Raw genomic sequence first — 20,144 nt, forward strand, 5'->3', positions numbered from 1 at the left:
CTAAATGACCTGGTGGTAAAACTTCAGCGTAAATCTTGTTCCGACACCCTTTTTACTGGCCACTTCAATATCTCCGCCCTGCCTTTTCATGATCCCGTATGCCATGGCCAGCCCAATGCCAACGCTGTCTTCCGAGGCATTCTTGCCCCGGTAAAAGCGCTTGAAAATGTAGGGAAGATCTTCTTTTAGGATGCCCTTGCCATTATCCTCGATAATAATTTCGGTGAGGAGCGGATTTTGGCTGCAGCTGATGCTGATACGCCCTTTTTCACTGGAATGTTCGATGCTGTTTTTAATGATATTGATCAATGCTTCCTTCGTCCAATTATGATCGCCGGTGAAGAAGACGCCCTCTGCCCCTCTGACCTGAAGCTCCTGTTCTTTGAGCTCGATGGGAATCAGAAGCGGCTCAACAGCCTCCTTGATCAGCTGCGGGACATTCACTCTTTCTGTTTTAAAAAGGGCAGTGCCAGCGTCAATTTTTGAAAGCTTCAAAAGGGAGGAAACCAGCCATTCGATTCTTTCCAGCTGCACCTGAATGCGGCGGGTAAACTCTTTTCGCTTATCATCCGCAAGCGACATATCACTCAGCAGGTCTGACATGACCATCATCGAGGTAAGCGGGGTCTTCAATTGATGTGATATATCTGAAATCGCATCTGTCAGCTTCGTTTTATCTTCCTGCAGGAGGGCGCCCTGCTCTGAGAGCCTGATGGTCACCTTATAGATCTCCGATTTCAGAATGCTGAGTTCGCCCTCATGATTATCCCGGACATCGAGCATATAATCTCCGCTGCTGATCCTCCTTAGATAGCGTGAAAGCTTTTCAATCTCACGGTAGCGCCAGGAAGTGAAAATTAAAAAGGCAGCTAAAAGGAGGATAGAGGCCGTCCCTGCTGCCAGGGCTGCCTGCCAGGATAAAAGGGAGGATAGCAGCACACATAGAACTGCAAGGCCGATGCTTGTGAACAAAAAGGTCCTGAATTCTTTGTTCCGCAGCATCTCAGTCGCCTGCCTTATAGCCGAGACCGCGGACGGTCTTGATGATGGAAGGCTTTTGCGGATCGTCCTCGAGCTTTTCCCTTAGCCGCTTTATGTAGACGGTCAGTGTATTATCGTTCACAAAATCGCCGGCAACGTCCCAGATTTTATCGAGCAGCTGGCTCCTCGTCAGCACCTGCCCTTTATGGTTCGCAAAGATCAGGAGGAGGCGGTACTCCAGGGCCGTCAGCTGGATCTCTTCTCCATGCTTATAGACCTTCCCTTCGCCGGTATGAACCGTGATTGCCTGGAAGGTGACAGTCTGCCTGTCCTGCTTATCATAGCGGCGCAGCACCGACCTGATGCGCGACAGCAGCTCGCGGACCCGGAATGGCTTCGTGATATAATCATCAGCCCCCATATCCAGTCCCATCACGACATTCACTTCTTCATCCATTGCCGTGAGAAAAATGACAGGCAGATCGCTCTGCTTTTTCACAAGTGAGCACAAATCATACCCGCTTCCATCCGGCAGCCCCAGATCAAACAGGCAAAGATCAATCTCATCCAGCTTCGTCCTGATCAATTCCCGCGCCCCCGCGGCATCATGGCATACGAATGTACCATATTTCTCATTCTGCAAAGAATACTCCAGCCCCGCCGCTATCGTCCGATCATCCTCAACAACCAGAATGTTCATACTATCCCCCCTGACAAAATCTTCTTATGTATGCTAATCATAGGGGAAAATAGATTGGTTCGTCAAAATGTGGGTAGAGTGATAGCGTCCATATGTGGTCTGTTCGTTTCCGTTCCAGGCACTTCGCTTTCCGCGGGGCGACGCTGAGCCTCCTCACCGCTCCGCGTCTGCGGGTTCTCAGCATTGCCGCTGCAATCCCGCAGGATGTTGAATCCTCTTCCCCGAAATCACATCGCACGAAGAAAATGCGCATGCATTTTATGAGGAGTCTACGTGCCTTCCACTCCAATAAACAGAGGCTCCTGAAATTTTTAATTACTCTTAACAAAAAAGATCTGAATGTCCCCATCCTAAACCTTTCCATGAAAAAAAGCCCCCATAAAGAGGGCTTCAACTATTAATTCTGGCGCCAAGGGCTCATGACAACATTTGTCTGTGAGCGGTCCGGACCGACAGAGAAGATGGACAATGGAATGCCTGTCAGCTGGGCAACTCTTTCGAGGTAGTGGCGGGCATTGGCCGGAAGCTCATCCAGCGACTTGCAGCCAGTGATGTCCTCAGTCCAGCCTGGGAGCTCTTCATACACAGGCTCACATTCAGCAAGCACCTTCAGGCTCGCCGGGAATTCTTCGATCACTTCGCCTTTATAGCGGTAAGCAACACAGATTTTCAGCGTTTCGATGCCTGTCAGAACATCAATAGAGTTCAGGGACAGATCAGTGATGCCGCTGACCCTGCGGGCGTGGCGGACAACAACACTGTCAAACCAGCCGACACGCCGTGCACGGCCCGTAGTTGTACCATACTCGCGGCCAACCTCGCGGATCCTATTGCCGATCTCATTATCAAGCTCAGTCGGGAACGGTCCGTCACCGACACGTGTTGTGTAGGCTTTGGATACGCCGACAACATGCTTGATTTTCGTGGGGCCGACTCCTGAACCGATCGTTACGCCGCCCGCAACCGGGTTGGAAGAAGTAACAAACGGGTATGTCCCCTGGTCGATATCGAGCATAACGCCCTGTGCTCCTTCAAACAGAACACGGCGGCCTTCATCAAGGGCATCGTTCAGCACAACAGACGTGTCGCACACATACTGCTTGATCTGCTGGCCATACTCATAATACTCTTCAAGAATATCCTCAAGCTTGAAGCCTTCTGTTTCATAGAAGCGCTCCAGCAGGCGGTTCTTTTCTTCAAGATTGCGCTGCAGCTTCTCTTCAAACACTTCACGGTCAAGAAGGTCGGCGATGCGGATGCCGTTCCGGGCAGCTTTATCCATGTACGCAGGCCCGATGCCCTTCTTTGTGGTGCCGATCTTGTTGGCGCCTTTTCTTTCCTCTTCCACTTCATCCAGCTTCAGGTGGTAAGGGAGAATCACATGCGCGCGGTTTGAGATGCGCAGATTGTCGGTTGTGATATTTCTTTCATGCAGATACGCAAGCTCCTTGAGCAGGGCTTTCGGATCTACAACCATGCCGTTTCCAATGACACAGTTTTTCTCTTTATAAAAAATTCCGGATGGAATCAAATGAAGCTTGTATGTCTCCCCGCCAAACTTGATGGTATGGCCGGCATTATTTCCTCCCTGGTAGCGGGCAATCACTTCAGCATTTTCTGAAAGGAAGTCTGTAATCTTTCCTTTTCCTTCATCTCCCCATTGAGTTCCAACTACAACGACTGATGACATTTATAAAGCACCTCCAAAGAGTGTAAATATGTATCCGTTCTTCAAACAACTCTAATTTTACCAAGGGAAAGCGATAAAAGTCAATGAAACACGAACATTTTTAAAGAAATCATAAAAATACGTTCGTAAATTTTTTTGTAGGCTATCCTTTAGTTTTTGCATATGAGGAAGGTCCTATTCTTTTTTCCACAGAAAAAAGCCGCAGTACAGAACTGCGGCTTTACGCACCAGGCGGCATGCCTGAGTCATCGAACCTCTTCTCGAGATTGACGAATTTATTATATTCCTTCACGAACGCCAGCTGGACAGTACCGACCGGGCCGTTACGCTGCTTGGCAATAATGATTTCAATGATGTTCTTGTCTTCTGATTCTTTATCATAATAATCGTCACGGTACAGGAATGCCACAATATCGGCATCCTGCTCGATGCTTCCCGATTCACGGATGTCGGACATCATCGGGCGCTTATCCTGGCGCTGCTCCACTCCACGGGAGAGCTGGGACAGGGCGATGACAGGAACCTGGAGCTCACGGGCGAGCGCCTTCAGGGAACGGGAAATTTCCGATACTTCCTGCTGTCGGTTCTCGCCGGAGCGGCCGCTTCCTAAGATCAGCTGCAGATAGTCGATCAGGATCATGCCAAGGCCGTGCTCCTGCTTCAGGCGGCGGCACTTGGAACGGATTTCGGTGATCCTTACACCCGGCGTGTCATCGATGAAGATTCCTGCGTTTGAGAGGCTTCCCATCGCCATCGTCAGCTTGCCCCAGTCATCATCTGTCAGTGAGCCGGTCCTGAGCCTTTGGGCGTCAATATTGCCTTCAGCGCAGAGCATACGCATAACAAGCTGCTCTGCACCCATCTCAAGACTGAAAATCGCGATGTTTTCATTAGTTTTGGTGGCAACATTCTGCGCGATATTCAGGGCAAAGGCTGTTTTACCAACCGATGGACGGGCGCCCACAATGATCAGGTCATTCCGCTGGAAACCGGCAGTCATTTTATCCAATTCGGCGAATCCCGTCGGAATCCCCGTGATATCCCCTTTGCGGTTGTGCATGACTTCAATATTATCGTAGGTGCGCACAAGCACATCTTTAATATTATGAAAGGCGCCGGCATTTTTGCGCTGGGCCACCTCAAGAATGTTCTTTTCCGCCTCGCCGAGCAGAACTTCAACCTCGTCCTCACGGGAGTAGCCGTCCTGGGCGATGCCTGTCGCCGTCCGGATCAATCTTCTGAGAAGCGATTTCTCCTCGACGATCCGCGCATAATATTCAATATTGGCCGCTGTCGGCACAGAGCCTGCCAATTCACTCAGGTAGCTGACGCCTCCTGTATCCTCCAGCAGCTTGGCAGCTGCCAGCTCCTCGGTTACAGTGACAAGGTCAACAGCCTTTCCTTCGTCATTCAGCTTAAGCATCATGTTGTAAATTTTCTGGTGGGCTGCCCGGTAGAAATCTTCCGGGATCAGCATCTCAGATGCCAGCGTCAAAGATGCCGGCTCCAGGAAAATGGCACCGAGCACAGCCTGCTCCGCTTCTATATTCTGCGGGGGCAGCCTGTCTGCAAACAGATCACTCATCTATTCCAACTCCCTCTTAATGCCTATCTATCTTTATATCTATTAAAAATCTATGCAAAAATCCATTGAATTCACAAAAAAGGCCGATTAAGCAGGAAAAATGTGATCAGCTTGGCACCGACCACATTTCTCTCAACTCTTATATTTTAACATGTTTATCTGTAAATGGAACTTCCAAAATTAGTTTACTTCTTTTACATGGACATTCAATGTAGCAGTTACTTCAGTATGAAGCTTTACAGGAACCTTTGTATAGCCGAGCGTGCGGATCGCATCGCTGAGCTCGATTTTGCGCTTGTCAATCTTGATGCCGTTCTTTTTATTAAGCTCTTCAGCAATCTGCTTGCTTGTGATGGAGCCGAACAATCTTCCGCCTTCACCTGATTTTGCTGAAAATTCTACTGTAATCTTTTCAAGTTTTTCTTTAAGCTCTTTCGCTTCTTCCAGTTCATTGGCAGCAACTTTTTCTTCTTTCTTTTTCTGTGCGCTCAGTGTGCTGATATTCGCCTGATTCGCTTCAATGGCAAGCCCCTGCTTCAGCAGGAAGTTGTGGGCATAGCCGTCAGCCACGTTTTTGACTTCACCTTTTTTTCCTTTTCCTTTAACATCTTTTAAGAAAATGACTTTCATTCTTTCCGTCTCCCTTCAAAGTAATCATCTATAGCCTGATGAAGGCGCTCTTCCGCCTCATCGACTGTTATGTCTGTCAGCTGTGTTGCTGCATTCGTGAGATGCCCTCCGCCCTCAAGGCTTTCCATGATGATCTGGACATTCACATCGCCGAGCGAGCGGGCGCTGATGCCAACCAGATTATCTGCCCGTTTGGAGATAACAAAAGAAGCATCGATCCCATCCATTGTCAGGAGGGTGTCGGCAGTCTGGGCAATCAGCACCTGATCGAATGTCTGGTCAGGGTTCCCCTTTGCAATCGCCAGCCCTTCCCGGTATAGGGATACTGTCTCAATCAGCTTGGCCCGCTTCACATAGGTGTCGACATCCTCCTTGAGGAACTTCTGGACAAGGACGGTATCCGCTCCCTGGCCGCGCAGATAGGAGGCGGCATCAAAGGTTCGGGCACCGGTCCTGAGCGTAAAGCTTTTCGTATCGACAATGATCCCGGCAAGAAGGGCGGTGGCTTCGAGCATTTCGATCCGGCCTTTCTTTGGCTGGTATTCAAGCAGCTCGGTGACAAGTTCCGCTGTCGAGGATGCATACGGCTCCATATAGACAAGCAGCGGGTTCTTGATGAATTCCTCACCGCGCCTGTGGTGGTCAATGACCACCACATGATCAATCTTGCTGAGCAGCCGCTCCTCGATGACAAGGGACGGCTTATGGGTATCCACCACAACAAGCAAGGTATCATCCGTCGCAATCTCAAGCGCCTCCTCAGGGCTGATAAAGCGCGAGAAGAGGGACTCATTCTTGCGGATTTCCTTCATCATCCGCTGGACGCCTGTATCGATATCCTGAAAGTTCATGACCACATACCCTTCACACTGGTTCATCTCAGCTACCTTCAGGATGCCGATCGAAGCGCCTACAGCGTCCATATCCGGGCTTTTATGGCCCATGATGATCACTTTATCGCTTTCAGTGATCAATTCCTTCAATGCGTGGGAAATCACCCTTGCACGGACCCTCGTCCTTTTTTCAACAGGATTGGTCTTGCCGCCGAAGAATTTGACTTTCCCATTCGGCTGCTTGATGGCCACCTGGTCGCCCCCCCTGCCGAGGGCAAGGTCAAGGCTTGACTGTGCCAGCGAACCGAGCTCTGGCAGTGAAGAGACACCGGAGCCGACGCCAATGCTTAAGGTGAGCGGGACATTTTGGGTCGAGCTTGTTTCCCGGACGTCGTCGAGGATCGTGAACTTTCCTCTTTCAAGCAGCTGGAGGATGTTTTCATTGAACACCGCGATGAAGCGCTCAGACGAAATCCTTTTCAGGAAGACGCCATTGTCCGTCGCCCACTTATTCAGGAGGGAGGTGACAAGATTGTTGAGGCTGCTTCTCGTCTGGTCGTCCATCCCCTGTGTCAGCTCATCATAGTTATCTAAGAAGATGATGGCCAGTACGGTCCTTTCATCTTCATACAGCTTTTCAATTTCCGTCTGCTCGGTCACGTCAAAGAAATACAGGAGCCGTTCATCCGGCTTATGTATGACCCTGAATTTCCGTTCGTGGAGGGTGATGATCTCAGACTCCACCTCTTGTTTGATCAAAGGGACGAGTGTTTCTGCTGCATCATAAAGCGATCTTCCGACCAGTGTATCTTCATCAAAGCAGGAAGCAAGGAATGGATTGGTCCATTCGATATACAGCTCTTCATTGAAGAGCATGATCCCGATCGGCATTTCCATCAGGGCTTCTTCGCCTACTTTTTTGACACGGTATGAGAGTGTTGATATATACTCTTCTGTTTCCCGGCGCTGGCGGTAGTCTATCATAAAAATGAAATAGAATGGCAGCACAATCAGCAGCACACCTGCCAGGCCAAGGATCCAGTTGTAATATGCCAATATCCCAAGGACCACCACTGTTATTCCCATCAGCCAATAAAGCGGATAGCGGATGGATCGCTTTTCTAAATACGATGGCATGTTTTCAGCTCCTACAGTAGTGTCAGACTTTTTCTTTTAACCATTTTTTCAAATTGAATCCTAAGTCAATTATACCTAATATCCTGATAATATAAAGGAGAAAAGGCAGGATGAAGCTCAGGACGGCGGCTATGACCGGCACGGCCCTTGGATAGCCTTTTATGTGGCAGAAATAAAAGACGAGCGAGAGCCCCTGCACAATCATAAGCAGCTGCAGGATAAAACTCAGATTTATAAACGCATCAAAAAGGACTGTCCCTTCCTCCGGCTTCAGAAGGAGGGCCGCAATGATGGTGATCAGATAATACCAGAGTACACTCTTCGGGAGGGACAGATTCCGGAACTGGCCCCATTTTTCCATATTCACGCCAAACCGGTTCACGATTGGAAGGGATACTGCCTGGAGGATCAGGACATTGATAAATGATGCCATAATCAGCAGGCTCGGAATGAGTGTCTCGGTCAATCCAATGCCGCTGTAAAGCTGATCCTTCATCTTTTCATCGAGCGGCTGGCCGAGATTTTCCATCAAAGACACAATCTTATCGACAGACTGCTTTAAGATATCAAACGATTCTTTTATCACATTCAGCTCAAAAAACTGGACCGCGATCCCGTATTGGGCAACCAGCAGGATCAGGAAGGCAAGTGAGCTTGCCATATACGTGCTGAACCGCGACTTTTTCTCCCGGATAAAATCCCCAATTACAGTTCCCGTTATACCATAGAGCAGCGCAAGCGGAATCGCCAGTATCGTCCCGACAATCAGCGAAATGAGGATGCCCCCTGTCAAAAAGACCAGCGAGCTTTTGCGATCATTCGTTGCAGCAAATAAGATAAACGGCGCTGCTAAAAACAGATTTGTGACAACCCCCAGGACAGGGACGTAAAGGGTCAGCAGCATCAGGACAGCAAACACTGCCAGCATGACTGCACCCGAAGTCAACTTATGGACATTCTTCACTGCTTCACCTCTCAAATTCTCTTTATACTAAGCTGCATCCAGCAGCAGGTCAAAGACATATTCCTATTACTATTTTATCGGGTATGAAGGCTTGGTTCAACCTTTCGAAATGCGGAGGGTGCTTGCTCAGCCCCGACAAGCATAAGACGTTTCAGAATAGAAGGTGTTCTTTGGCTTCAATTCTGAAGTGGCTTATGACTCGAGGGGCTAGCCCCCGCAGCTGGACAAATCGAAATGCGGCAGCGGCTTGCCCAGAGCCGACAAGCATAACACGCGGCAGAATAAAAGGCGTTCTTTGCCTTTAATTCTGGTGTGGCTTATGACTCGAGGGGCTAGGCTTTGAAGCTGGACAATCGAAATGCGGAGGATCCTTTATAAAGGAACGCAGACTAAAAACGCCACATCCTGCGGCAGCGTCTGCATGACCCGAATCCTGTGGGCCTCAAAGATCCAAAACAATCATCTATGTATGAAAAAAGAAGGACACCCATAAGGCGCCCTTCTTTTATTATATATTATTCACCTGAAACGTAAGGCAGTAATGCCATGATACGCGCACGCTTGATAGCAACAGTCAATTTACGTTGGTATTTAGCGTTTGTACCAGTTACACGGCGAGGTAAAATTTTACCGCGCTCAGAGATGAATTTTTTCAGAAGATCTACATCTTTGTAGTCGATGTGAGTGATTCCGTTTGCTGTGAAGTAGCAAACTTTACGGCGCTTTGCACGTCCGCCTCTGCGTCCTCCTCCAAATGCCATGTCATTTCCCTCCTTTTGGTTTTAGTATCGTGTGTACCCGTCCAATCAAGGAGATCAGAATGGCAGATCGTCATCAGAGATGTCGATTTGTCCATCATTTGCGAATGGATCTTCATCCACGCGCGTATATCCTTGATTGCGGTTATTGTTTTGTCGCTGATTCTGATCATTATTTCCATATGGGAAATCCTGTTCTCTTGAAGGACCGCCATAGTTTCCGTCATTACGGCCGCCGCTAGGGGCACCGCCTGAAGCATTTCTCGGCTCCAGGAACTGAACGCTGTCTGCCATTACTTCTGTAACGTAGACGCGCTTGCCGTCCTGTCCCTCATAGCTGCGGGTCTGAAGGCGTCCATCAACGCCGGCAAGGCTTCCTTTTTTGAGGAAGTTTGCTACGTTTTCAGCTGGACGGCGCCAGATCACACAGTTGATGAAGTCAGCTTCCCTTTCTCCCTGCTGATTCGTAAAAGTACGGTTAACAGCAAGTGTGAAGGAAGCAACGGGCACTCCATTTGGCGTGTACCTTAACTCAGGATCTTTCGTTAAACGTCCGACAAGAACAACTCGGTTCATCATCAGAATCAACTCCTTCCTTATTTAAAACTGTTCTATTTCAAGTCTTACTTTTCGTCTTTAACAACCATGTGGCGGATGATATCTTCGCTGATTTTAGCAAGGCGAGTGAACTCGTCCACTGCAGCAGCTTCCGCATTCAGGTGGATCAACTGGTAGTAGCCATCACGGAAATCGTTGATTTCGTAAGCCAGGCGGCGTTTGCCCCAGTCTTTTGATTCAGTCAGTTCCGCACCATTATCAGTCAGGATAGAGTTAAAACGCTCAACTAGAGCCTTTTTAGCCTCATCTTCAATGTTTGGACGGATGACGTACATGATTTCGTACTTTCTCATCTCATTACACCTCCTTTTGGTCTAAGCGGCCCATTCGGGCAAGGAGTAACTATTCATTACTCACAAGTTGAAATTATAGCATATATCCGGAAGGAAAGCAATTATCCCTTCCAAAAAGAAAAAACCTCATTCCGAGGTATATTCATCATATCATATTCAATTGGACAATATCCATTCTTTTATCCCAAATTCCGGAAGCGGTATTCGCCCTCAAATGCAATCTCTTTATATTCTGCCAGCAGCTGGTCCATGATTTTATCCCATGACTGCCGTTCGGCATAGCTCCTCGCTTCCCGGGACATGCTGGCGAGCTTTACGGGATCTCCAAGCAGCTCTTGTATCGCACTCGCAAATTCCCCGCTGCTGCCTGCCGGGCAAATCCGGCCGGTCCTGCCTTCCGAGATGATTTCCGCAGGACCGCCTTTGTCTGCCACAATGGCAGGGGTACCGGAAGAGAGAGCTTCAAGGACCACATTTCCGAATGTTTCTGTAGGAGAGGGGAAGACGAGCAAATCGGCTGCTGCATATAGGCCGGCCAGCTCTTCGCCTGTGACATATCCGGTCATTGTCACATTGCCCCTGCCGGCAGATTCCTTTGCGAATGGCTGGAACTCAGGTCCGTCGCCGACGATCAGCCAGTGCACCCGCTCCCGGATTTCTTCCGGGAGGCTTCCCATTGTCTTCAGCAGGGTGCCAAGATCCTTTTCGAGTGCAAGCCGGCCTGCATATAAGAGGATATGAGGCTCCCTGATTCCAAATTTCTTCCTGGCTGCGTCCTTATCTCGATCAGGATGAAACAGCCGGCTGTCAACGCCGCGTGTCCAAAGCGATACAGACTGCAGCCCCTGGGCTTCAAGGATTGTTTTCGTATCTTTTGACGGCACGAATATGCGCTGGAAGGAACGGTGGAACCATTTCATATATTTCCAGAATAGGGGGGAGAGCCATTGGCATTTATAAAGCTTTAAGTATTGATCAAAATGGGTGTGATAGGAGCCGGTGATCGGGATGCCCAGCTTTTTTGCCGCATGGATTCCATAAAGCCCCATTGTCAGCGGAGTGGCTATATGAACGATATCGGGAGAAAACTTCTGCAGCCTTTCCGTTATTTTGCGGGGATTGGCCACAGCCGTTCTGCATTCAGGGTAGAAAAAGAAAGGAATGCTCAGAAACTCAGCTGCGTTCGGATAGGACATTCCCTCAGCGGGTCCCGGTATAAAAAGCATATACTCTATATCCCGCTTCTCAAGATGGTCTGTGAGCCGCTTCAGCGTGTTAGCCACCCCATTGATCTGGGGATAAAAGGTATCAGAAAAAATCGCCACCTTCACTCTCATTCCTCCTCAATATTAAAATGACTGGGCAATGGCTGCGAATAAGATGCCTGCACTTGCGCCAAGCAGAGATCCTGCTGCAATATCGGTAGGATAATGGACGCCAAGCACAACCCTTGAAAGGGCGACAAGACCGGCAGCTGCCAATAAAGCGGGAGCGAATGGAGGGAAAAGAATGCTGTAGGGAACTGCCAGGGAAAAGACGGCTGTTGAATGCCCTGACGGAAAAGAATGATCTTTGAAACGAAATCCATGCACACGGACGCCGGGAAGCACCTGAAAGGGGCGGATCCTCTTAACGGCCCGCTTGATCAGGACTGCGGCAAGATGGCTTGCTGCAAGGGAAAGTGACGCAGCTGCTGCCGGCCTGAAAAGGGAAGGGGGGCCCGCCAGCATAAGAACCAGCTGCAGGACAACCGTAAACCGCGCACCGCCCAAATGGGTCAACATTTGAAAAAAACGGATGAAAGCTGCCTCCGATCTGCTGTTGCAATATTGAAACCACAGCTCATCCTGCCTTCGGATCCAGGCTCTTGCACGGCTCATCACACATCCTCCTTTAGCGCTTTCTTCTACTTCATTGTAAAAAGAATGTGTAACAGCCATTTGAATCCCATGTAAATTTATTGTTAATCAGCCTTGAAAGGCGGAGGGCGCTTGCTCAGTCCCGACACTCGAGGGGCTAGCGCCCGGAGCTGTACCATCGAAAGGCGGAAGGGTGTTCAGCCACGGCATACTATGAGGCACTCTATTTCATATTGTTTGCGCCAGAGTATCTCAAGATGTTCTCATGGGGCATTCTGATGCTCCTTCACCCCATGCAGAGTGTCTCTAAACTCTTACATGAGGCACTCTGACACTCCTCAGCCCCTCACAGAATGCCTCAAAACTCCTACATGAGGCACACTGCCATTCCTCAGCCCCTCACAGAGTGCCTCAAAATTCAACGCCCCCTGCATCTTCCCCAGTCAAACAAAAAAAAGCCCCCAAAAGCGGGAGCCTCTCATCATACTTATTACACATTAAAGCGGAAATGAATGATATCTCCGTCTTTAACAATATACTCTTTTCCTTCAAGACGGACCTTTCCTGCTTCTTTCGCAGCGGCCATGGTCTTAGCTTCCAGCAGGTCATCATAGTGGACAGTTTCTGCCCTGATGAAGCCTCTTTCAAAGTCTGTATGGATGATGCCGGCACACTGAGGCGCCTTCATGCCCTTGCGGAACGTCCATGCACGGACTTCCTGCACCCCTGCCGTGAAATAAGTGGCAAGGTCCAGCAGGTGGTAAGCAGAACGGATCAGCTGGTCAAGACCGGATTCCTCGATGCCAAGCTCTTCAAGGAACATTTGCTTTTCTTCGCCTTCAAGCTCGGCGATTTCAGATTCGATTTTCGCACAGACAACAATCACTTCCGCATTGTCTTTCTCTGCAAAATCCCTGACGCTCTGGACGTATTCGTTTGAAGAAGGATCTGCTACATCATCTTCCCCCACATTTGCTACATACAGGACAGGCTTGATTGTCAGGAGGTGAAGGTTCTTGGCAATTTTATGCTGCTCTTCTGTGAACTCCACAGTGCGGGCAGGCTTGTCAGACTCGAACGCATCCTTGAGCAATTCGAGGACTTCAAGTTCTGCCACAGCTTCCTTATCCTTCTGTTTTGCCATTTTGCCGACGCGGGCAATGCGCTTCTCAACAGATTCCAGGTCAGCAAGGATCAGCTCCAGGTTGATGGTTTCAATATCGGAAATCGGATCGACCTTTCCGGATACGTGTGTGATATTATCATCAGCAAAGCAGCGGACAACCTGGCAGATTGCATCCACTTCACGGATATGCGAAAGGAATTTATTCCCTAGGCCTTCCCCTTTGCTGGCGCCCTTTACGATTCCGGCGATGTCTGTGAATTCGAATGTTGTCGGTACAGTTTTCTTCGGCTGAACAAGCTCTGTCAGCTTGTTCAGGCGGTGGTCAGGAACCTCAACAATTCCCACATTCGGGTCAATCGTACAAAACGGATAGTTGGCAGACTCCGCACCTGCCTGTGTTATTGCATTAAATAATGTAGATTTACCAACGTTCGGCAAGCCTACAATCCCAGCTGTTAATGCCATGCCAGTCACTCCTCAACTTTTATTTCAGCATCTATTTCAAAAACGGTGAAATCTATTTTTATAAGGCTGTTTCTCGTTTTCATAAAATTGGACAAGCCTCCCACAATTATAGAGATTTGCCGGGCAAAAGACAAGTCCATCCCCTTCCAGAAAAAAGAAGCATGACTATTCTTCATGCTTCACGAGGATTTTCTTCATTTTCCGGCTGAATTCTTTTCGTGGGATCATGACGCTGTGCGAGCAGCCCTCGCATTTAATGCGGATATCCATGCCGAGGCGGATGATTTTCCAGCGGTTGGCCCCGCACGGATGGGCTTTTTTCATCTCTACTACATCATTCAGGCCATATTCTTTAGGTTCCATGCTATTTTCCTCCTATGCTTTTCCCGTGCTTTTTTCAGGCTTTTCTTCCTGGCGCGAATACATGACCAGGCGCGGGAAAGGAATTTCGATGCCATGTGCATCGAGGGCCATCTTGATTTCCTTCCTCAACTGACGGGCGATAAAGAAATGCTTCATCGGCATTGTCTCTGCCGTCACCCGGATAACCACATCTGATGCCGCCAGGTTCTGGATGCCCAATATTTCGGGCGTCTTGACCATATCTTCATATTTTTCAGGCAGGGTTTCCAGGAGGTCCTTAAGCACCTGCTCAGCCTTCTGGATATCCCCCTCATACGCAATGCTCACATCCACAAACGCGACGCTGTTATGAAGGGAGAAATTGGTCACCTGGACGATGCTCCCGTTCGGCAGGATGTGAAGCTCACCTGTCCAGCTCTTAATTTTTGTTGTCCGGAGGCCGATTTCCTCTACGGTTCCTTCGAATTGGTCGACCCTGATATAGTCTCCGACCGAAAATTGGTCTTCAAATATGATGAAAAAGCCGGTGATGATATCCTTCACAAGGTTCTGAGCGCCGAAGCCGACCGCAAGCCCCACAATCCCGGCACCTGCAAGGAGGGCACCCACATCAATCGTCAAGGTCGAGAGAATCATCATAATCATGATGAAAGACACCACATACGTCAGGATATTTTCAAGCAGTTTGACCAGTGTAGCCTCCCGGCGGTGGCTGATCCGCAGCGGCGAATGGCTCCGCACGGCAAAGACCTTTCGGATGGCCGCCCGGCCGATTCTGATGATCAGGCTTGATACAATCAAAATGGCAATGATCTTCAAAAATCCAAGGCCAATGGCACTCCACATATTTTCATCGGACAGCTGATCCTTAATTCCCTGAAGCATTTTTTCTGTAGAAGTCATGGTTTCACCCGCTTACTTTTAGTGAATTATATAAGAAAATCGCCAGCGCCTTAATGAAGGACTCGAAATAAGTATGCCGCGGCGTGCAAAAACGTCTGCAAGATTCCGCCTCAAGCTTGTACCTCAAGGCCATAGGCGCAGCTGCCAGCGAGCAGCCGAAATTCAAAATAATACTTTCTTATCTTATAAAATTAAATCCATTTTAACAATTTGCAAGATTTTTTTACAGTCTGACATGTGAGTGCCTTCCCAGAAATTCTTTTCCTATAAACCTTCCCCGCCTGCACAAGTGCCTTTAACCCATTAAAGGATCGTACGGACAGTCAGTAAGCATACCAACATATGATTCTCTGTTTATCTTTTTACTGATGCAGGTATGTATAGATTACAAAATTTTTCCGTATACTGTTACTACCATAATGAGGGAGTGGAACCAATGAACTTAAGAACGAACTTATTTGAAAAAAAGGCCAGCAGTGCCCGCGTTGCCCATGATGAACAGGATGCTGCAAACAAGCTGGCCGCTGAACTCTTAAATTTCATGCCCCCAGGCATCGGTGTACGCCCTGTCGTTTTTGTCTGCATCGGCACTGACCGCTCTACCGGAGATTCATTGGGTCCGCTTGTCGGCACACTTCTGGAAGAAAAGGCTGTGGCTCCCTTTCATGTATACGGAACGCTGGATGATCCGATCCATGCCGTTAATCTGGAGGAAAAACTGAAGGAAATCAAAGAATCGCATGTACGTCCCTATATTATCGGAATTGACGCATGCCTTGGCCGACTGAAAAGCGTAGGCGTTATCCAGGTCGGATCCGGCCCGGTCAAGCCTGGAGCCGGCGTGAATAAAGAGCTGCCTGAGGTAGGCGATATGCATATCACCGGAATTGTGAATGTGAGCGGATTTATGGAATTCTTCGTTCTGCAGAATACGAGGCTGAATCTTGTGCTGAGGATGGCGAAGACGATTGCTGCCGGAATCCACGAAGCGAGCCTGAATGCAAGATTTAAGCATGCATGGCCGCGCATCAGCTGGGATCTGGGAACAGCTGAACAGGCAAAGCTGAATCAGTAGAGAAGGGGATGGACAGACAAATGCCGTCCACCCTCTGTCAAACAAGCTGCTGGTAAAAATAGATTGATGTGACGATAACAGCCGTCACAAGGATGCCGGGCAGGAGATTGGCCACCCTGATCTTCGTCAATCCTGTCAGGTTAAGCCCGATCGCAAAGATCATCACCCCGCCTGCCGCTGTCATTTCTAGAATGAACTGGTCCATCAATGCCTGAGGAACAAACCGGTCGATCTGGGTTGCAAAGAGGGCAATCAGCCCTTCATAAAGGACGACTGGGATAGCTGAAAAGATGACGCCGATTCCAAGAGTAGTGGTCAAAATCAGCGCCGTAAAGCCGTCGATGATCGATTTGGTATACAGAACATCATGGTCGCCTCGGATGCCGCTGTCCAATGCCCCGATGATGGCCATCGCTCCGATTACAAAAATGAGGGTTGCTGTCACAAAGCCTTGCGAAATGCTGCCCTGTCCATTTGACCCAATCTTTCTCTCCAGCCAATTGCCGACTGCATTGAGTTTATCCTCAAGCCCAAGCCACTCGCCGAGCACAGCCCCAAGCACAAGACTCAGGATAACAATCAGGAAATTTTCACTTTTGAAGCCCATCTGCAGTCCAAGGACGATGACTGCCAGTCCAATCGCATACATGACGGTGCCTTTCATGCTTTCCGGGATGCGGTGGAGCAGCTTGCCGAGAAGCGTGCCGATGACAATCAGCAGCCCATTCACTAAAGTGCCTAATAAAAACATTGCATTTCACCTTTATCTGTATAGTAGTTTATGAAAAAAGAAGAAAAAGCCATCCATGATGGCTTACGAACGTTCTTGGTCCAATATTTGTAAAATCCGGTCCAAATCGTCTTTTGAAAAAAATTCGATCTCAATTTTGCCTTTGTTCTGGTTCTTATTCTGCTTGATGCTGACCGGGGTTCCGAACCGCTCCCGCAAGGAGGTTTCCTGAGCTTTTATAAAAACATCCTTCGGCTGCTTCACTTTTTTTGTTTCACGTGGAACAAGCTCATTCAGATGATGGATCAGCTGTTCAAGCTGGCGGACATTGAGCCCTTCCTTTATCGCGCGGTCAGCTGTTGCCTGAACCTTTTCCTTCTGCCTGAGGCCCAGAAGTGCACGGCCATGGCCCATTGTGATCTTGCCGCTTGAAATCAGTTCCTGTATTTTCGGAGGGAGGGACAAGAGCCTAATATGATTGGCAATATGCGGCCTGCTTTTCCCCAATCTTTTCGCAAGCTCTTCCTGTGTCATCTTCAGCTTCTCGATCAGCTGCTGATAGGCAGCCGCTTCTTCCATCGGAGTGAGATCCTCGCGCTGCAGGTTCTCAAGGATGGCCAGCTCCATCATCTGCTTTTCGGTCAATTCCCTGATGACCGATGGCACTTTTTCCAGGCCGGCTTCCCTGGCAGCCCGGCAGCGGCGTTCACCTGCAACGATTTCAAAGCCTTTGATGCTTTTTCTCAGGATGACCGGCTGAAGGATGCCATGCTCCCGGATCGACTGCTTCAGCTCTTCAATTGCTGCTTCGTCAAATATTTTTCTGGGCTGATAAGGATTCGGACGGATTTCCGAGAGCCTGATCTCCTGGATCGTTTCCTCTGAATCTGCCTCGGCGTTCGAGAAGAAAGCATTCAGCCCTTTTCCCAGACCTTTAGCCATTCGAAATCACTTCCTTTGCCAAATCTAGATACACTTCAGCTCCCCGGGATTTCGCATCATAGATGATGATCGGTTCCCCGTGGCTCGGCGCTTCACTTAATCGGACATTGCGCGGAATGATCGTTTTATAGACTTTATCCTGGAAGTATTTCTTTACCTCTTCAATCACCTGTATACCCAGATTGGTCCTGGCATCAAGCATTGTCAGAAGCACACCCTCGATTTTCAGGTCATGGTTCAGATGCTTCTGGACAAGGCGGACCGTATTTAAAAGCTGGCTGAGCCCTTCGAGTGCATAATACTCACATTGGACCGGTATCAGGACGGCATCGGAAGCCGTCAGGGAGTTGATGGTCAGAAGACCGAGGGAAGGCGGGCAGTCGATGATGATATAATCGAAATCCTTTTTCACTTCTTCAAGGGCCCTTTTGAGTCTCACTTCCCGGGAAATAGTCGGAACCAGTTCAATTTCCGCCCCTGCGAGCTGAATGGTCGCAGGAATAGCATATAAATTCTCGACAGCCGTCGGCTTGATCACTTTCAGCGCTTCAACATCATCGACGAGAACATCGTAAATGCACTGGTCCACATCAGCTTTTTCTATACCGATCCCGCTTGTCGCATTGCCCTGCGGATCAATATCGACCAGCAGCACTTTCTTGCCTATGTATGCCAAGCAGGCTCCCAAATTCACAGAGGTCGTCGTCTTTCCGACTCCTCCTTTTTGATTCGCAATCGCAATAATTTTCCCCACGGTGCCACCTACCTTATTCCTCTAAACAATGATATCTATTCTATTCATAATCTATTCAATCAGAAAAAAGCTTACTAGAGTCACGACTTCTATTTTATCATGAATGGAATATGATGTTAGGTTTTTTCTTAAAATTCCCACAGATTGAAGAGAAATGAATATTTTGCCTGCTGCAGGCTCAGACTTTCAGCCTGCCCCGGAAGCCTCTCACAGCATAGTACGAATCAGCGCCATTGTGATAGACGAACACCTGATTATAACGGCGGTCACAGAAAAGGGCGCCGCCAAGCTCCCTGACTTCAGCAGGAGTCTGCACCCAGGAGGATGTTTTCAGGTCGAAGCTTCCGAGCTTCTGAAGCTCCCGGTACTGATCTTCCGTCAAAAGCTCGATGCCTATCTCGGCAGCTAGGTCCATTGCACTGTTTTCAGGCTTATGTTTCTTCCTGGACTCAAGCGCTTCACGGTCGTAACAGACGCTGCGGCGGCCTTTCGGGCTTTCCGCTGAACAATCACAGAATATGTATTCACCACTTTTTTCATCATAAGCAACAACATCCGGCTCCCCGCCGGTCACTTCCATTTCATTGAGCGTCCAGAGCTTATCAGTATGTTCAGCCAGTTTCGCCTCCACTTGAGTCCAATCAAGATTCTGATGGCGCTCCATATTTTTCTCAAAACGGTCCTTCAATGTGCCCAGCAATTCTTCCCTTTGTTCTGAAGACAGGTCCTTGTTCATGCTTTTTTCCTCCTCAACATTGTGTTGTGATAATAATGAAAAACGCACTGCGGATTCCGGTGTGAAATACAGTGCGTTTTGTCTACATATTTAGTGTGTCTCACAATCTATCATTTCTTTTTAGGAATCTTGATCGTGAACTGGTAGAATTCCTCAAATTCTTCTTCTTCGGAATCAAGATTGATGCCGCTGTCTGAAACCATATTGAGGGACTGGCGGATGGTATTGACCGCTATCCGCATGTCCTTGCTGAAAGCCTTCCGTTTCGGCTTCGGCTTGTTTTCGCTCTGCTCGAGCAGCTTGACGACGCGTTCTTCCGTCTGTTTGACATTGAGGCTTTTCTCAATGATTTCTTCCAGAAGCTTGACCTGCTTTTCCGGATTCTTCAGCGGAATGAGGGAGCGGGCATGGCGCTCTGTGATCTGCTTGGCCAATAACGCTTCCTGGACCTGTTCCGGAAGCTTGAGGAGCCTGAGCTTGTTCGCTACAGTGGACTGTCCTTTGCCAAGCCGCTGCGCCAGGGCCTCCTGGGTCAGATTATGGAGCTCAAGCAGCTTTCCATAAGCAACCGCTTCCTCTATCGGTGAAAGCTCCTCACGCTGGAGATTTTCAATCAGGGCGACAGAAGCAGTCTCAGTGTCGCTGAGATTCTTGACAATCGCAGGCACCTCATCCCAGCCCAGTTTATTCATTGCCCGCCATCTGCGTTCGCCGGCAATGATCTCGAATTTGCCGTCATCGAATTCCCTGACAACAATCGGCTGGATGATCCCGTGCGTATGGATCGTACGGGACAATTCCTCGATTTTCTCGTCATCAAATACCGTTCTCGGCTGAAAACGGTTCGGCACAATCTGTCCGATCGGAATTTTCCTGACTTCTTCCCTGTTAGTCGGTTCTTCTTCTATATTTAACTGTTCATCAGCTTTTTCGATTTCTTGTTCTTCCTTTTCGCCTAGGCCAAAAAAGCGTGAGAAAGAATGCTTCATCACCCTGCACCAC

21 protein-coding genes are annotated in these 20,144 nt (G+C 48.9%); 1 reads left to right on the plus strand and 20 read right to left on the minus strand.

Annotation, left to right across the window (positions count from 1 at the left end):
• From N288_RS24045 to N288_RS24120, 15 genes are all read right to left on the minus strand, one after another.
• Complete coding sequence (locus tag N288_RS24045; RefSeq protein WP_009794708.1) at positions 1 to 1,002, minus strand: sensor histidine kinase; 1,002 nt, start codon at positions 1,000 to 1,002, stop codon at positions 1 to 3.
• Position 1,003: 1 nt separating this feature from the next.
• Positions 1,004 to 1,681 carry a response regulator transcription factor gene (locus tag N288_RS24050; RefSeq protein ID WP_022544624.1) on the minus strand — a complete coding sequence of 226 codons (678 nt, stop codon included), beginning with the start codon at positions 1,679 to 1,681 and terminating at the stop codon, positions 1,004 to 1,006.
• 397 nt (positions 1,682 to 2,078) lie between these two features.
• Positions 2,079 to 3,371: an adenylosuccinate synthase gene (locus tag N288_RS24060; RefSeq protein WP_009791711.1), complete on the minus strand. Its 1,293-nt coding sequence runs from the start codon at positions 3,369 to 3,371 to the stop codon at positions 2,079 to 2,081.
• 220 nt (positions 3,372 to 3,591) lie between these two features.
• A complete protein-coding gene (gene dnaB, locus N288_RS24065) occupies positions 3,592 to 4,956 on the minus strand; it encodes a replicative DNA helicase (protein ID WP_009791712.1) in 1,365 nt (454 codons plus the stop codon).
• A 180-nt stretch (positions 4,957 to 5,136) separates the two neighbouring features.
• Positions 5,137 to 5,586 (minus strand): 50S ribosomal protein L9, encoded by a 450-nt coding sequence (gene rplI / locus N288_RS24070; protein ID WP_009791713.1) that lies wholly within the window; start codon positions 5,584 to 5,586, stop codon positions 5,137 to 5,139.
• Entirely contained in the window at positions 5,583 to 7,556 is a 1,974-nt protein-coding gene (locus N288_RS24075; RefSeq protein ID WP_009791714.1) for a DHH family phosphoesterase, read from the minus strand. The genes rplI and N288_RS24075 overlap by 4 nt, the downstream gene beginning before the upstream one ends.
• 22 nt (positions 7,557 to 7,578) lie before the next feature.
• On the minus strand, positions 7,579 to 8,520 hold the full coding sequence (locus N288_RS24080; protein ID WP_022544626.1) for a YybS family protein: 942 nt from the start codon (positions 8,518 to 8,520) through the stop codon (positions 7,579 to 7,581).
• A gap of 515 nt (positions 8,521 to 9,035) precedes the next feature.
• On the minus strand, positions 9,036 to 9,281 hold the full coding sequence (gene rpsR, locus N288_RS24085) for a 30S ribosomal protein S18 (protein ID WP_009796290.1): 246 nt from the start codon (positions 9,279 to 9,281) through the stop codon (positions 9,036 to 9,038).
• Positions 9,282 to 9,335: 54 nt separating this feature from the next.
• Complete coding sequence (gene ssb, locus N288_RS24090; RefSeq protein ID WP_022544627.1) at positions 9,336 to 9,857, minus strand: single-stranded DNA-binding protein; 522 nt, start codon at positions 9,855 to 9,857, stop codon at positions 9,336 to 9,338.
• A gap of 44 nt (positions 9,858 to 9,901) precedes the next feature.
• Entirely contained in the window at positions 9,902 to 10,189 is a 288-nt protein-coding gene (rpsF, locus tag N288_RS24095; RefSeq protein WP_009796293.1) for a 30S ribosomal protein S6, read from the minus strand.
• Positions 10,190 to 10,368: 179 nt separating this feature from the next.
• Entirely contained in the window at positions 10,369 to 11,526 is a 1,158-nt protein-coding gene (locus N288_RS24100) for a glycosyltransferase family 4 protein (RefSeq protein WP_009796294.1), read from the minus strand.
• A 12-nt stretch (positions 11,527 to 11,538) separates the two neighbouring features.
• Entirely contained in the window at positions 11,539 to 12,069 is a 531-nt protein-coding gene (locus N288_RS24105; RefSeq protein WP_022544629.1) for a phosphatase PAP2 family protein, read from the minus strand.
• Positions 12,070 to 12,538: 469 nt separating this feature from the next.
• Complete coding sequence (ychF, locus tag N288_RS24110; RefSeq protein ID WP_009796296.1) at positions 12,539 to 13,639, minus strand: redox-regulated ATPase YchF; 1,101 nt, start codon at positions 13,637 to 13,639, stop codon at positions 12,539 to 12,541.
• A 165-nt stretch (positions 13,640 to 13,804) separates the two neighbouring features.
• Positions 13,805 to 14,002, minus strand: coding sequence for a DUF951 domain-containing protein (locus N288_RS24115; protein ID WP_022544631.1), 198 nt, complete (start codon positions 14,000 to 14,002; stop codon positions 13,805 to 13,807).
• Positions 14,003 to 14,014: 12 nt separating this feature from the next.
• Positions 14,015 to 14,905: a mechanosensitive ion channel family protein gene (locus N288_RS24120; protein WP_009796299.1), complete on the minus strand. Its 891-nt coding sequence runs from the start codon at positions 14,903 to 14,905 to the stop codon at positions 14,015 to 14,017.
• 436 nt (positions 14,906 to 15,341) lie between these two features.
• On the opposite strand from N288_RS24120, the gene yyaC reads away from it, so the two are divergent.
• The gene (yyaC, locus tag N288_RS24125; RefSeq protein WP_009796300.1) at positions 15,342 to 15,980 is read left to right on the plus strand and encodes a spore protease YyaC; all 639 of its coding nucleotides are present in this window, start codon (positions 15,342 to 15,344) and stop codon (positions 15,978 to 15,980) included.
• A 37-nt stretch (positions 15,981 to 16,017) separates the two neighbouring features.
• Here the strand turns inward: yyaC and N288_RS24130 are convergent, their stop codons facing one another.
• The 5 genes from N288_RS24130 to noc form a co-directional block, all read right to left on the minus strand.
• Positions 16,018 to 16,731, minus strand: a complete 714-nt coding sequence (locus tag N288_RS24130) for a DUF554 domain-containing protein (protein WP_009796301.1) — start codon at positions 16,729 to 16,731, stop codon at positions 16,018 to 16,020.
• A gap of 63 nt (positions 16,732 to 16,794) precedes the next feature.
• Positions 16,795 to 17,652, minus strand: coding sequence for a ParB/RepB/Spo0J family partition protein (locus N288_RS24135; RefSeq protein ID WP_009796302.1), 858 nt, complete (start codon positions 17,650 to 17,652; stop codon positions 16,795 to 16,797).
• Positions 17,645 to 18,406 carry a ParA family protein gene (locus N288_RS24140; RefSeq protein WP_009796303.1) on the minus strand — a complete coding sequence of 254 codons (762 nt, stop codon included), beginning with the start codon at positions 18,404 to 18,406 and terminating at the stop codon, positions 17,645 to 17,647. The genes N288_RS24135 and N288_RS24140 overlap by 8 nt, the downstream gene beginning before the upstream one ends.
• Before the next feature lie 178 nt (positions 18,407 to 18,584).
• Positions 18,585 to 19,142 (minus strand): DUF4256 domain-containing protein, encoded by a 558-nt coding sequence (locus N288_RS24145; protein ID WP_022544632.1) that lies wholly within the window; start codon positions 19,140 to 19,142, stop codon positions 18,585 to 18,587.
• 110 nt (positions 19,143 to 19,252) lie between these two features.
• Positions 19,253 to 20,131, minus strand: a complete 879-nt coding sequence (noc, locus tag N288_RS24150) for a nucleoid occlusion protein (RefSeq protein WP_009796305.1) — start codon at positions 20,129 to 20,131, stop codon at positions 19,253 to 19,255.
• Positions 20,132 to 20,144 lie beyond the last annotated feature (13 nt).

It is taken from the genome of Bacillus infantis NRRL B-14911 (assembly GCF_000473245.1).
Taxonomy (GTDB): domain Bacteria; phylum Bacillota; class Bacilli; order Bacillales; family Cytobacillaceae; genus Bacillus_AB; species Bacillus_AB infantis.